This window comes from Roseovarius sp. (assembly GCF_965277045.1).
Lineage (GTDB): Bacteria > Pseudomonadota > Alphaproteobacteria > Rhodobacterales > Rhodobacteraceae > Roseovarius.
Genome location: NZ_OZ255712.1, coordinates 1,929,260 through 1,941,953, shown reverse-complemented (window position 1 = coordinate 1,941,953; position 12,694 = coordinate 1,929,260). Strand labels below are relative to the sequence as shown.

The following is a 12,694-nucleotide window of genomic DNA, read 5'->3' as shown; positions in this document are numbered from 1 at the left end:
CTGGGGGCCAACCCGTGGTGCGCGGAATCGGTTCCGGCGCGGTGCGCGGGATTGACGGGATCGCAGGGCAGGCCTATAAATGAACAAGCGTTCAATAAATGCCGGGAGGGGTGAGAATGTTCGACGCGGTGATGAAGTTCGACCTGGGCGAGGACGTTCATGCCCTGCGCGAGATGGTGCATCGCTGGGCGCAGGAGCGCGTCAAGCCGTTGGCCACCGAGATCGACCGGACGAATGAATTTCCCTCCGAGCTGTGGACCGAGATGGGCGAGCTTGGCCTGTTGGGAATCACCGTGCCCGAAGAGCATGGCGGCGTGGGCATGGGGTACCTCGCGCATGTGGTCGCGGTGGAGGAGGTGGCGCGGGCCTCGGCCAGCGTGTCGCTGAGCTATGGCGCGCATTCCAACCTGTGCGTGAACCAGATCAAGCTGAACGGATCGGACGCGCAGCGGTCGAAATACTTGCCGGGGCTGATTTCGGGCGAGCATGTGGGCGCGCTGGCCATGTCCGAGGCGGGCGCGGGCAGCGACGTGGTGTCGATGAGCCTGCGGGCGGAAAAGCGCAACGATCACTATCGCCTGAACGGCAACAAGTACTGGATCACCAACGGGCCGGATGCCGACACGCTGGTGGTCTATGCCAAGACCGAACCCGAGGCCGGGGCCAAGGGAATCACCGCGTTCCTGATCGAGAAGGCGATGACCGGGTTTTCGACCAGCGCGCATTTCGACAAGCTGGGGATGCGCGGGTCGAACACCGCCGAGCTGATCTTCGAGGACGTGGAAGTGCCGTTCGACAACGTGCTGGGCGAGGAAGGCAAGGGCGTGAAGGTGCTGATGTCGGGGCTGGATTACGAGCGCGTGGTGCTGGCCGGGATCGGCCTGGGGATCATGGCGGCCTGTCTGGACGAGATCATGCCCTATATGGCCGAGCGCAAGCAGTTCGGGCAGCCGATCGGGAATTTCCAGCTGATGCAGGGCAAGATCGCCGACATGTACACCGCGATGAATTCGGCTCGGGCCTATGTCTACGAGGTGGCCAAGGCGTGTGACCGGGGCGAGGTGACGCGGCAGGACGCCGCCGCCTGCTGTCTTTATGCAAGTGAGCAGGCGATGGTGCAGGCGCACCAGGCGGTGCAGGCGATGGGCGGTGCCGGGTTCCTGAACGATGCGGCGGTGGCGCGGATCTTCCGGGATGCCAAGCTGATGGAGATCGGGGCGGGCACGTCCGAAATCCGGCGTATGCTGATCGGGCGCGAGCTGATGGGGGCGATGGGGTAGCTTCATGCGGTTCCCGCGACCCCCGTGGTTTTTCGTGCCGCTTCTGGCTTTGGTCTCCTTTGGGGCGGTCGTCGCGCTGTTGCTGGGCGGGCGGTCGGTGACCACGACGGAGACGGCGGTGATCGAGGCGGTGGCGGAGCGCTACGTGGCCGAGACCGGGGCCGCGCGGACCGATTGCCACGCGACGCCGGCGCAGTCGGCGGGGTTGTGGCTGGTGGTGACATGTGCGGGCGCGGAGGGCGGCCGGGTGGACTATTTCGTCGACCGATTCGGCGAGGTGGCCCACCGGGAAGAGGTGAAGGAAGGCGTTTAAGGTGTTGGAAAATAATGACTACGAGGCGTTGAAGGGTGCGTTTTCCTGGGACCTTCCGGCGCGGCTGAACATGGCGGCGCAGGCCTGCGACGACTGGGCGGCGCGGTCTCCGGACCGCGTGGCGATCAAGGACCTGGCCGAGATGCACCGCGATCTGAGCTATGGCGACCTGCGCGACATGGCGGACCGGCTGGCGCATGTGCTGGTGGCGAAAGGCGTTACGCGGGGCGACCGGGTGGGCGTGCTGCGCAGCCAGGGCGGCTGGTGTGCGGCGGCGCATATCGCGATCTGGAAGATCGGGGCCGTGTCGATCCCGCTGTTCAAGCTGTTCCGCGAGGACGCGCTGACCAGCCGGGTGCGGGACGCGGGCGCGAAGATCGTCGTCACCGACGCCGAAGGTGTTGATATGCTTGCGCCTTTGGCGGAAGTCGAGGCGTTTGTGCCGGAGGACGCGGACCTACCGGAGCAGGGCGCGTTCGAGCCGGCGGAGACCGCACCCGACGACCCCGCCGTGCTGATCTATACCAGCGGGACGACCGGCAGCCCAAAAGGCGCGCTGCATGGGCACCGGGTGCTGACCGGGCATTTGCCGGGGGTCGAGATGCCGCATGATTTCCTGGGCCAGCACGAGGGCGATTGCCTGTGGACGCCGGCCGACTGGGCGTGGATTGGTGGCCTCTTCAACATCCTGATGCCGGGGCTGGCTCTGGGCGTGCCGGTGGTGGCGGCACGATTGCCGAAATTCAGCGTCGAGGAGTGCGTGAAGATCATCCGGCAGGGCGCTGTTCGGAATATCTTTTTCCCGCCCACGGCGTTGCGGATGCTCAAGGCCGCCGACGAGCGCATCGAGGGCCTTCGCACGGTCGCGAGCGGCGGTGAGCCGCTGGGCGCGGAGATGCTGGACTGGGGGCGCAAGGCGTTCGGGCTGACGATCAACGAGTTTTACGGGCAGACCGAGTGCAACCTGGTGGCTTGTTCCTGCCAGAGCCTGTTCGACCCGAAACCGGGCTGCATCGGCAAGGTGGTGCCGGGGCACGAGGTGGCGGTGCTGGACCGCGATGGAGAGCGCACTGACGAGGAAGGCGATGTGGCCGTCCTGCGCGGGTCCGCCAGCATGATGCTGGAATACTGGAACCGGCCCGAGCAGACAGCGGAGAAGTTTCGGGGCGACTGGATGCTGACCGGCGACAGGGGCGTGTGGGACGGGGAGTTCCTGCGTTTCGTGGGGCGCGAAGATGACGTGATCACCAGTTCCGGCTATCGCATCGGGCCGGCGGAGATCGAGGATTGCCTGCTGACCCATGACGCGGTGGCGACGGTGGGCGTGGTGGGCAAGCCCGACGCCCTGCGCACCGAGATCGTGAAGGCCTACGTGGTGGTACGGGACGGCGTGACGGCGGATGAGGCCTTGGCTGAGGCGCTGAAAACCCATGTTAAAGAACGGCTTGCGGGGTATTCCTATCCCCGGGAGGTGGCGTTCCTTGAGGCCCTGCCGATGACGGTGACCGGCAAGGTCATCCGCAAGGAACTGAAGGCGCGGGCCGTGGCGGAAACGGAGGATGACGGATGATGACGAGAGGGGTGGCGATAGTGGCGATTGCCGTGGCGGGCCTTTCGGGCGCGGCACGGGCGCAGGAGGCAAGCGTGAACGAGGGCACGGTGGCGGCCTGTTTCGAAGCGGGCCCGCGCGACGCCGGTGTGCCGGGCTGCGTGGGTGATGCCGCGAACCAATGCCAGACGCAGCCGGGCGGCGGCTCGACCATCGGAGTCGTGGCATGCGTGCAGGCCGAGACGGCGGTGTGGGACAGGTTCCTGAACCGCGAATACAAGACGACGCGGGCGCAGCTGGATCAGGCCGATTCGGGGCAACCGCCTGTTTCGGAAGCGCTTTTGGCGGCGCAGCGGGCCTGGATCGCCTATCGCGATGCCGAGTGCAGCCTGGCCTTCGAGCGCAACCGGGGCGGCACGATCCGGTCGGTCGCGGCGGCGTCCTGCCTGATGCGGATGACGGCGCAACGGTCGCTGGAACTGCGCGACATGCGCGGAGGGCTTTGAGGCATGGCGCGGCGGCGCGACCTGATCCTGATGCTGGCGCAGGCGGCCCTGTGGCCTGTCGCGGCACTGGCCGAGGATGCCGCGCTGCCGGATTTCGAGACGTGCCTGCGGGGCGAGATCCTGCGCTATGAACAGGCGGTGACCGCCTTTGCACCGACGCCGGCGGAGAAGGCGGGCTATCCGTTGGCCAATGTCGCCGGCGTGGAATTTTGCGGCACCGTGGGGATCGTGATCTGCGACCGGTCCGAGGAGCCCCTGGGCTGTCAGAAGGCGCTGGCGGTGGAACAGGATATCTGGCGAGCGCGCGTGCTGACCGAGTTGCCGGATCCCGAGGAGAGTGAAGGGACGGATGTGGAAAAGCCTTTTGCGGAAATACTTTACGCGCAATTGTTCCACCTGGCGCACGGGATGTCGGCGGGGCGCGATTGTGCCGGGCACAGCCCGCGGATGGAGATGTGGTGCCGGGCGCGCGAGGCCAACGGGAGGCTGCGCGCGGCGGTGATCGCGTGGCAGGTGGCGCGGCACGAGGGCAAGGTGGCGCCCGCCTTCGAGGCGGGCTGGATCGCCGCGCCGGACCCGGTGCGGCCGCGTGCGAGGCGGGAAGAATGATGCCGGACCTTGATGCCACATACGAAAACGGGGCCGGCCCGAAGGCCCGCCCCGCCTGCTTCCCCGTCCCCCGGGAAGGATCAGAAGGTGTGGACGTAGGACACGCCGAAGACCCACGGGTTGATCTTGGCCTTGCCGATGTCCACGCCGTTCAGCTTGACGTCGCTTTCGATGTTCATCCAGCGGATGTCGGTCCGCAGCGCGCCCTTGTCGGAGACCCTGTAATCGAGGCCCGCGTGCAGGGCGAGGCCCCAGCTGTCGTCGAGGTCGAGGTCGTTGCCCGCGAGCGGACCGACGGCCTTGGACTCGGTGAAGGTGGTGTAGTTGAGGCCGGCGCCGATGAAGGGCGTAATGTTGCCCTTGTTGGTGAAGTGGTATTGCAGCGAGAGGGTCGGCGGCAGGTGCTTGACCTCGCCGATCTTCACGCCGCCGGTGTCGACGTCATGGGCAAAGGGCCAGGCCGCCAGAAGCTCGACGCCGAGGTTGTTGGCGATGAAGTATTCGCCGGTCAGCGACAGCGAGTAGCCGTTGTCGACGCTGATGGGCGTGGGGCCGGCGAGCACGCCGTTGCCGCTTTCGGGGATGACGCCGGCGAGGCCGATGCCGAGCGAGACGTCGCCGCGCTCCTGCGCGAGAGCCGGAGCCGCGCCGGCGACGAGTGCTGCGAGTGCGAGGGCGGTGAGATGTTTCATGGTCTTTCCACTTCTGAGTTGTTCGAGCGGAAGATGACTCGGGTCGGGCTAAATCGCTTTGATGTATGTCAAAATCGCAGTGAGCCCGCAGCGTGTTGCGGATATGTCACGAAGTTCTGCGGTGCAGCGGGGGCGCGGCCCCTGAAGATGAATGCGAAAGGAGTGGCGGGATGAAGATTTCCTCTAAGATTCTGACCGGATCGGCGGAGTTCCAGGCCAACCGGGAGGCGCATCTGGCGGCGCTGGCAACGGTCGAGGAGGCAGCGCGTGCCGCCGCGGAAGGCGGCGGCGAGGCGGCGCGGGAGCGGCACAAGAGCCGGGGAAAGATGCCGCCGCGCGAGCGGGTGGCAAATCTGCTGGATCCGGGCAGTTCTTTTCTTGAGGTGGGCGCGGTGGCGGCGCACGGGCTTTACGACGGGGCGGCGCCGTGTGCGGGCGTGATCGCGGGGGTCGGGCGCGTCGCGGGGCGCGACTGCATGGTGGTGTGCAACGATGCCACGGTGAAGGGTGGCACCTATTACCCGATGACGGTAAAGAAGCACCTGCGCGCGCAGGAGATCGCCGAGGAGTGCCGGCTGCCCTGTATCTACCTGGTGGACTCGGGCGGTGCGAACCTTCCCAACCAGGACGAGGTGTTTCCCGACCGGGATCATTTCGGGCGGATCTTCTACAACCAGGCGCGGATGAGCGCGAAGGGGATCGCGCAGATCGCCGTGGTCATGGGCTCGTGCACCGCCGGGGGCGCGTATGTGCCGGCGATGAGCGACGTGACCATTATTGTCCGCGACCAGGGGACGATTTTCCTGGCCGGGCCGCCGCTGGTGAAGGCGGCGACGGGCGAGGACGTGACGGCCGAGGACCTGGGCGGGGGCGACGTGCATACGCGGCTTTCCGGGGTGGCGGATTACCTGGCGGAGGATGATGCGCACGCGCTGGCCCTGGCGCGGCGGGCTGTGGGGAACCTTGGAACGGAGGCCGGGGTGGCCGGGGTGAACCCCGGCCTACGGATGGAGGCACCGGAGGCGCCCGCCTATGACCCCGAGGAGATATTGGGTGTGGTGCCGGGGGACCTGCGCACGCCTTATGACATCCGCGAGGTGATCGCGCGGCTGGTGGATGGCAGCCGGTTCGACGAGTTCAAGGCGCGGTTCGGGGAAACGCTGGTGACCGGGTTTGCCCATGTGGAGGGCTGCCCGGTGGGAATTGTCGCCAATAACGGTGTCTTGTTCAGCGAGGCGGCCCAGAAAGGCGCGCATTTCGTGGAGTTGTGCAGCCAGCGCAAGGTGCCGCTGGTGTTCCTGCAGAACATCACCGGGTTCATGGTGGGGCGCCGGTATGAGAACGAGGGGATCGCGCGGCACGGGGCCAAGATGGTGACGGCGGTGGCGACGACCAGCGTGCCCAAGGTGACGATGCTGGTGGGCGGGTCGTTTGGGGCCGGGAATTACGGCATGGCGGGGCGGGCGTATCAGCCGCGCTTTCTGTGGACCTGGCCCAACAGCCGGATCTCCGTGATGGGCGGCGCGCAGGCGGCGGGCGTGCTGGCGACGGTGAAGCGCGACGCGATCGAGCGCAAAGGCGGCACGTGGAGCGCCGACGAGGAGGCGGCGTTCAAGCAGCCCACGGTGGATATGTTCGAGGAACAGAGCCATCCGCTTTATGCCAGTGCGCGGTTGTGGGATGACGGGATCATCGACCCGCGGAAATCCCGGGCGGTGTTGTCGCTGTCGTTACGGGCGGCGCTGAATGCGCCGGTGGAGGAGACGCGGTTTGGTCTCTTTCGGATGTGAGACCGGGCGCGCGCCTTGGGGCCGCGCGGGACGGCGTATGGAAAAAGGTGAAAGAGGGTCGTGACGATGCAATTGCAAGCGGTTCAAGAACGGTATCCGGGGGCGCAGGCCTATGTGTTCGGCGACAGCGCCCGGATGTCTGCGGAATTGATCGGGCTGGTGCGCGCGGGCCCCAAGCGGGCGACCTGCCTGTCCATGGCCGAGGTGGCGCGGGGCGAGGCGGTGCCGCAGATCGGGCGCTGCGACGTGGCCACGACCTTTGACGGTCGGCCCGCCCTGGTGACGCGGACGATGGAACTGCGACTGGTGCGGTTCTGCGACATGCCCGAGGCGCTTGCCCTGGCCGAGGGGGAGGATGAGACGCTCGCCGGGTGGAAAGAGGGCCATGAGGGGTTTTACCGGCGGATCGGGGTTTTCGATCCGCAGATGGAACTGATCTGGGAGCGGTTCGAGGTGATCGAGGATCTGGGGGCTGTGGACGATGTTTGACACGATTCTGATTGCCAACCGGGGCGAGATTGCCTGCCGGGTGATGGAGACGGCGCGGGCCATGGGGGTGCGCTGTGTCGCCGTCTATTCCGATGCCGACCGGGCGGCGCGGCACGTGGCGCTGGCGGATGCGGCCGTGCATATCGGCGGGGCGGCGCCGGCGGAGAGTTACCTTGACGGGGCGAAGATCATCGCGGCGGCGCAGGAGAGCGGCGCGCAGGCGATCCATCCCGGCTATGGCTTTCTGAGCGAGAACCCGGATTTCGTGGAGGCGGTCGAGTCGGCGGGGCTCACATTCATCGGGCCGTCGGCCAAGGCGATCCGGGCGATGGGCCTGAAGGATGCTGCCAAGGCCCTGATGCATGAGGCGGGCGTGCCGGTGGTGCCGGGCTATCATGGCGAGGAGCAGGATCCGGAGTTCCTGGCTGAGAAGGCCGGGGAGATCGGCTATCCGGTGCTGATCAAGGCCGTGGCGGGCGGCGGCGGCAAGGGGATGCGGCTGGTCGAGGCGGCCAAGGGCTTTGACGAGGCGCTGGAGAGTGCGCAGGCGGAGGCGAAGACGGCGTTTGGCAACGCCGCCGTGCTGATCGAGAAGTATATCCAGCAGCCGCGGCATATCGAGGTGCAGGTCTTTGGTGATGGGACACGCGCCGTGCATCTTTTCGAGCGGGATTGCTCGTTGCAGCGGCGGCATCAGAAGGTGATCGAGGAAGCGCCGGCGCCGGGGATGACGTCCGAGGTGCGCGAGGCCATGGGGGCGGCTGCGGTGCGCGCGGCGGAGGCCATCGGCTATGCCGGGGCGGGGACGGTTGAGTTCATCGTGGACGGCTCGGGCGGGCTGCGCACGGATGGGTTCTGGTTCATGGAGATGAACACGCGGTTGCAGGTGGAGCATCCTGTGACGGAAGAGATCACCGGCGTGGACCTGGTGGAATGGCAGTTGCGGGTGGCTGTGGGCGAGGGCCTGCCGAAACGGCAGGAGGATCTGTCGATCAATGGCCATGCGTTCGAGGCGCGGCTCTATGCGGAGGATGTGCCGAAAGGGTTCCTGCCGGCGACGGGGCGGCTGCGGCATCTGGTGTTTCCGGCGGGCGCGCGGGCGGACACCGGCGTGCGGGCGGGCGACGAGATTTCCCCGCATTACGATCCGATGATCGCCAAGCTGACCACGCACGGCCCGACGCGGGCGGTGGCGCTGCAGCGGCTGGGTGCGGCACTGGAGGCGACTCAGGTGGCGGGGACGGTGACGAACCTTGCGTTCCTGGGCGCGCTGGCGCGGCACGAGGGGTTCGGGCGCGGCGAGGTGGATACCGGGCTGATTGCGCGGGACCTGGAGGCGTTGAGTGCGCCGCCGGAGGTCGTTGATGCGACGGTGGCGCTGGCGGCGCTGGCGAGCCTTGGCCTGTTAGACGGCGGAGGGCCGGAAACGGGCTTTGCCCTGTGGCAGCCTTTGCGGCGGAGCGTGGTGCTGCGGCGCGAAGGCGAGGAGGTGCAGGCAAAAGTGCAAAGCCTGTCGGCGGAGGCGCATGACGTGGAGGTCGGAGACGCGCTGGTCGCGGCGCGGCGCGTCGGTGGACGATGGCAACTGGACGGTCAGCTGGCGCCGGAGGTGGCGGTGACGGGCGACCTCGTGACGGTCTTTGCGGGCTACGGGATTGGGTTCGACATCCTCGATCCGCTGGAGCGCGGCGAGTTTGCCGCAGGCGACGCCAGCGTGATCGAGGCGCCGATGCCGGGGATGGTCAAGGCGGTGTTCGCCGAAGCCGGCCAGGAGGTGGCCAAGGGCGACCGGCTGGCCGTGCTGGAGGCGATGAAGATGGAGCACAGCCTGTTGGCCCCGCGCGACGGGGTGGTGGCCGAGGTGCTGGCCGAAGCGGGCAGCCAGGTGGAGGCGGGCGCGGCGCTGATCCGGCTGGAGGAGGACGCGGAGGCGGCGGCGTGACGGAGGGGCTACGGCTGACCGGCTATCGCTTCAGCGTCTATACGCGCAGCGTGCGGATGGTGCTGGCGGCGAAGGGGCTTCGTTATGACTATGCCGAGTGCGATCCGTTCGGGGAGGGCGCGGAGGCGCTGAGACGGCTGCACCGGTTTGGCCGCGTGCCGGTGTTGGAGGCGGGGGCCTTCCGGCTGTGGGAAACGCAGGCGATCCTGGATTACCTGGAGGCCATGGCGCCGGAGCCGCGGATGGTCCCGGACGCGCCCGAGGGCGTGGCGCGGATGCGGCAGGTGATGGGGATCGCCGACAGCTATGCCTATTGGCCGCTGGTGCGGCAGGCCTTTTCCAACGCGGTCTTCGCGGCCTTGGGAGGCGAGGCGGGCGATGAGGATGCGCTTGCGGACGGGCTGGCGGCCGCGCCGCGCGTGCTGGACGCGCTGGAGGAGATCGCGGCAGAGGGGCGGGTGCTGCGGCCCGGGAGCCTCGACCTGGCGGGCTGTCACCTCTGGCCGATGCTGGACTATTTCGGCATGGTGCCGGGCGGGGAGGAGAGGATCGCCGCACGACCCGCGCTGGCGGCGTGGTGCGGGTGGATGGAAACCTGCGACGCGGCACAAGAGACGCGTCCGAACCTGACCAAGGAGGCGATGGCGTGATTGTCCTGCACCATGTGCCGCAAAGCCGCTCGATGCGGGTGCTGTGGCTGTTGAACGAGCTGGAAGGCGTGGAATTTCGCGTGGTGACCCATGCGTTCGACAAGAGCCTGCGGCAGCCCGAGTTCCTGAGCCTGTCGCCGGCGGGGCGCGTGCCCGCGCTGGAGATCGAGGGCGAGCGGATGTTCGAATCGGGCGCGATGATGGAATACCTGTGCGAGAAGTTCCCCGAGCGCGGGATGGGACGGATGCCGGGCGACATGGACCGGATGGCCTATCTCGTGTGGTTGCATTTCGCCGAGACCGTAAGCCAGCACGTGGCGATCCTGACACAGCAGCATATCATGCTGCGCGAGGATCACATGCGCAGCCCGACGGTGATGCGGCTGGAGGCGGCGCGCTTGCGCAAGTGCTATGGCGCGATCGAGGCGCGGCTGAGCACGCCGGTGGAGAACCGCGATTACCTGCTGACCGGGGGCTATTCGGCCTGCGATATCGCCGTGGGGCAGGCGGTTTACATGGCGCGGCATTTCGCGACGCTGGACGGGTTTCCCGAGACGGCGAAGTGGTACGCGCGGCTGACCGAGCGGGCGGCGTACCAGGCGGCTTTGCCCGAGGAGAGCGGCGCGCGGATCTACGAACAGGCGTACTATGCGGCGCCGGAGGAGGATGCGGATGGCTGAACGGGTCGAGATCTTCGAGGTCGGGCCGCGCGACGGACTGCAGAACGAAAAGCGCGAGATATCGGTGGCCAAGAAGGTGGCGCTGATCGACTGCCTGAGCGGCGCGGGGTTTTCCCGGATGGAGGTGGCAAGCTTCGTCAGCCCCAAATGGGTGCCGCAGATGGCCGGCTCGGCCGAGGTGCTGGGCGGGATCACCCGCGTGCCGGGGGTGAGCTATGCGGCGCTGACGCCCAACATGCGCGGCTTTCAGGACGCGATGGCGGCGGCGGCGAACGAGGTGGCGATCTTCGGCTCGGCCTCGGAAGGGTTTTCCAAGGCCAATATCAACGCCAGCATCGAGGAGAGCCTGCAACGCTTCGCCCCGGTGGCGGAGGCGGCGCGGGAGGTGGGCGTGCCCTTGCGCGGCTATGTGTCCTGCGTGACGGACTGTCCTTATGACGGGCCGGTGGCGCCGGACCGGGTGGCCGAGGTGGCCGGACGGCTTTACGAGATGGGCTGTTACGAGATCAGCCTGGGCGACACGGTCGGGCAGGGCACGCCGGAGAGCATCGACGCCATGCTGCGCGCGGTGACGCGAGCGGTGCCGGCGGAGAAGCTGGCGGGGCATTACCATGATACCGCAGGCCGGGCGCTGGACAATATCGAGATGTCGCTGCAACACGGGGTGCGCGTGTTCGACGCCGCCGTGGGCGGCCTGGGGGGCTGTCCCTATGCGCCGGGCGCGAAGGGGAACGTGGCGACCGAGAAGGTGCATGACCGGCTGGTTGCGCTGGGCCACGAGACGGGGCTGGACCGTGACGTGCTGGAGCGGGCGGCGGAGATGGCGCGCGCGATGCGCGAGGATGCGGCCAAGTGAACGGGCTCTACCGGGCGGCTGAACGCCTGATGGGCATGGACGCCGACAGCTGGGCGCGCCATGCCAGCCCGTGGTCGGTGTATTCGCGGTTCACGATCCTGCCGCTTCTGGCGCTGGCGGTCTGGTCGCGGGTGTGGATCGGCGGCTGGGCATGGCTGGCCGTGGCGCTAGTGCTGGCGTGGACCTGGGCCAATCCGCGGGTCTTTGCGCCGCCGCGCGACCTGGACGCTTGGGCGTCGCGCGGGGTGCTGGGCGAGCGCGTGCTGATCGGGCGGCGCGACGAGGTGCCGGCGCATCATCGCCGGTGGGCGGCGCTCTTGTCGGTGCTGTCGCTGCCCGGCACGGTGGCGATGGCATGGGGCCTGTGGGCATTGGATGCGGCATGGGTGGTCTTCGGCACGGCGCTGACGATGATACCGAAAATCTGGTTCGCGGACCGCATGGTGTGGCTATATTCGGACTGGATCACAGACACTGGCAGGGAGTTGGGCGATGTATGACACCATCAGGATCGAGCGGGACGCGCGGGGCGTGGCGACGCTGTGGCTGGACCGGGCGGAAAAGCACAACGCGCTGTCGGCGCGGATGATCGCGGAACTGCACGAGGCCGCGCTGGAGCTGGGCGCGGACGAGAGCGTGCGCGTGGTGGTCATGGCCGCGGACGGCAAGAGTTTCTGCGCCGGCGGCGACCTTGGCTGGATGCGTGAGCAGTTCGAGGCCGATCCCGAGACGCGGGCGAAAGAGGCGGGCAAGCTGGCCTACATGCTGCACGCGCTGAACACCCTGCCGAAGCCCTTGATCGGCCGCGTGCATGGCAATGCGTTCGGCGGCGGGCTGGGCCTGATCTCGGTCTGCGACGTGGCGGTGGGCGCGGATAACGTACAGATGGCGCTGACCGAGACGCGGCTGGGGCTGATCCCGGCCACCATCGGGCCCTATGTGGTGGCTCGCATGGGCGAGGCGCGGGCGCGGCGGGTGTTCATGTCGGGCCGGCGGTTCGATGCGGCCGAGGCGGTGCGGATGGACCTGCTGTCCCGGGCGGTGCCGGGCGACGCGCTGGACGACGCGGTCGAGGCGGAAGTGGCGCCTTACCTGGAGTGTGCGCCGGGTGCGGTGGCGCAGGCCAAGGCCCTGGTGCGCCGGTTGGGGCCGCGGATCGACGACGGCGTGATCGAGGACACGATCGAGGCGCTCAGTGCCTGCTGGGCGGGCGACGAGGCGCAGGCAGGGATCGCGGCCTTCTTCGACAAGCGCACGCCGCCCTGGAAAGGCGACAAATCTTCCGGTTAGTTTAACGAAGATTAAATCATTTTCCCGTTTTTTGGGCCAGGCATTGAA

14 protein-coding genes are annotated in these 12,694 nt (G+C 67.8%); 13 read left to right on the top strand and 1 reads right to left on the bottom strand.

What is annotated here, in order from left to right:
* Nucleotides 1-116: 116 nt before the first annotated feature.
* The 5 genes from ACQY4V_RS09690 to ACQY4V_RS09670 all read left to right on the top strand — a co-directional run bounded on the left by ACQY4V_RS09690 (nt 117) and on the right by ACQY4V_RS09670 (nt 4,257).
* A complete protein-coding gene (locus tag ACQY4V_RS09690; protein WP_428516922.1) occupies nt 117-1,280 on the top strand; it encodes an isovaleryl-CoA dehydrogenase in 1,164 nt (387 codons plus the stop codon).
* A 4-nt stretch (nt 1,281-1,284) separates the two neighbouring features.
* Nucleotides 1,285-1,593 carry a hypothetical protein gene (locus ACQY4V_RS09685; RefSeq protein WP_428516920.1) on the top strand — a complete coding sequence of 103 codons (309 nt, stop codon included), beginning with the start codon at nt 1,285-1,287 and terminating at the stop codon, nt 1,591-1,593.
* Nucleotides 1,594-1,663: 70 nt separating this feature from the next.
* Nucleotides 1,664-3,163: an AMP-binding protein gene (locus tag ACQY4V_RS09680; protein WP_428517211.1), complete on the top strand. Its 1,500-nt coding sequence runs from the start codon at nt 1,664-1,666 to the stop codon at nt 3,161-3,163.
* Nucleotides 3,163-3,648 carry a lysozyme inhibitor LprI family protein gene (locus tag ACQY4V_RS09675; RefSeq protein ID WP_428516918.1) on the top strand — a complete coding sequence of 162 codons (486 nt, stop codon included), beginning with the start codon at nt 3,163-3,165 and terminating at the stop codon, nt 3,646-3,648. The genes ACQY4V_RS09680 and ACQY4V_RS09675 overlap by 1 nt, the downstream gene beginning before the upstream one ends.
* A gap of 3 nt (nt 3,649-3,651) precedes the next feature.
* The gene (locus ACQY4V_RS09670) at nt 3,652-4,257 is read left to right on the top strand and encodes a hypothetical protein (RefSeq protein WP_428516916.1); all 606 of its coding nucleotides are present in this window, start codon (nt 3,652-3,654) and stop codon (nt 4,255-4,257) included.
* Between the two features lie 80 nt (nt 4,258-4,337).
* Here the strand turns inward: ACQY4V_RS09670 and ACQY4V_RS09665 are convergent, their stop codons facing one another.
* On the bottom strand, nt 4,338-4,949 hold the full coding sequence (locus ACQY4V_RS09665) for an OmpW/AlkL family protein (RefSeq protein ID WP_428516915.1): 612 nt from the start codon (nt 4,947-4,949) through the stop codon (nt 4,338-4,340).
* Between the two features lie 170 nt (nt 4,950-5,119).
* Here ACQY4V_RS09665 and ACQY4V_RS09660 point away from each other — a divergent pair, with 170 nt between their 5' ends.
* The 8 genes from ACQY4V_RS09660 (at nt 5,120) to ACQY4V_RS09625 (ending at nt 12,646) form a co-directional block, all read left to right on the top strand.
* Entirely contained in the window at nt 5,120-6,739 is a 1,620-nt protein-coding gene (locus tag ACQY4V_RS09660; RefSeq protein ID WP_428516913.1) for a carboxyl transferase domain-containing protein, read from the top strand.
* A gap of 66 nt (nt 6,740-6,805) precedes the next feature.
* Nucleotides 6,806-7,228, top strand: coding sequence for an ASCH domain-containing protein (locus ACQY4V_RS09655; RefSeq protein ID WP_428516911.1), 423 nt, complete (start codon nt 6,806-6,808; stop codon nt 7,226-7,228).
* The gene (locus ACQY4V_RS09650) at nt 7,221-9,170 is read left to right on the top strand and encodes an acetyl/propionyl/methylcrotonyl-CoA carboxylase subunit alpha (protein ID WP_428516909.1); all 1,950 of its coding nucleotides are present in this window, start codon (nt 7,221-7,223) and stop codon (nt 9,168-9,170) included. Before ACQY4V_RS09655 ends, ACQY4V_RS09650 begins: the two co-directional genes overlap by 8 nt.
* Complete coding sequence (locus tag ACQY4V_RS09645; protein WP_428516907.1) at nt 9,167-9,820, top strand: glutathione S-transferase family protein; 654 nt, start codon at nt 9,167-9,169, stop codon at nt 9,818-9,820. Before ACQY4V_RS09650 ends, ACQY4V_RS09645 begins: the two co-directional genes overlap by 4 nt.
* Nucleotides 9,817-10,500, top strand: a complete 684-nt coding sequence (locus tag ACQY4V_RS09640) for a glutathione S-transferase family protein (RefSeq protein ID WP_428516905.1) — start codon at nt 9,817-9,819, stop codon at nt 10,498-10,500. Before ACQY4V_RS09645 ends, ACQY4V_RS09640 begins: the two co-directional genes overlap by 4 nt.
* Nucleotides 10,493-11,356, top strand: a complete 864-nt coding sequence (locus tag ACQY4V_RS09635) for a hydroxymethylglutaryl-CoA lyase (protein ID WP_428516903.1) — start codon at nt 10,493-10,495, stop codon at nt 11,354-11,356. Before ACQY4V_RS09640 ends, ACQY4V_RS09635 begins: the two co-directional genes overlap by 8 nt.
* Nucleotides 11,353-11,856, top strand: a complete 504-nt coding sequence (locus ACQY4V_RS09630) for a DUF6653 family protein (RefSeq protein WP_428516901.1) — start codon at nt 11,353-11,355, stop codon at nt 11,854-11,856. The genes ACQY4V_RS09635 and ACQY4V_RS09630 overlap by 4 nt, the downstream gene beginning before the upstream one ends.
* Nucleotides 11,849-12,646, top strand: coding sequence for a crotonase/enoyl-CoA hydratase family protein (locus tag ACQY4V_RS09625; protein ID WP_428516899.1), 798 nt, complete (start codon nt 11,849-11,851; stop codon nt 12,644-12,646). The genes ACQY4V_RS09630 and ACQY4V_RS09625 overlap by 8 nt, the downstream gene beginning before the upstream one ends.
* The last annotated feature ends 48 nt before the right edge of the window (nt 12,647-12,694 follow it).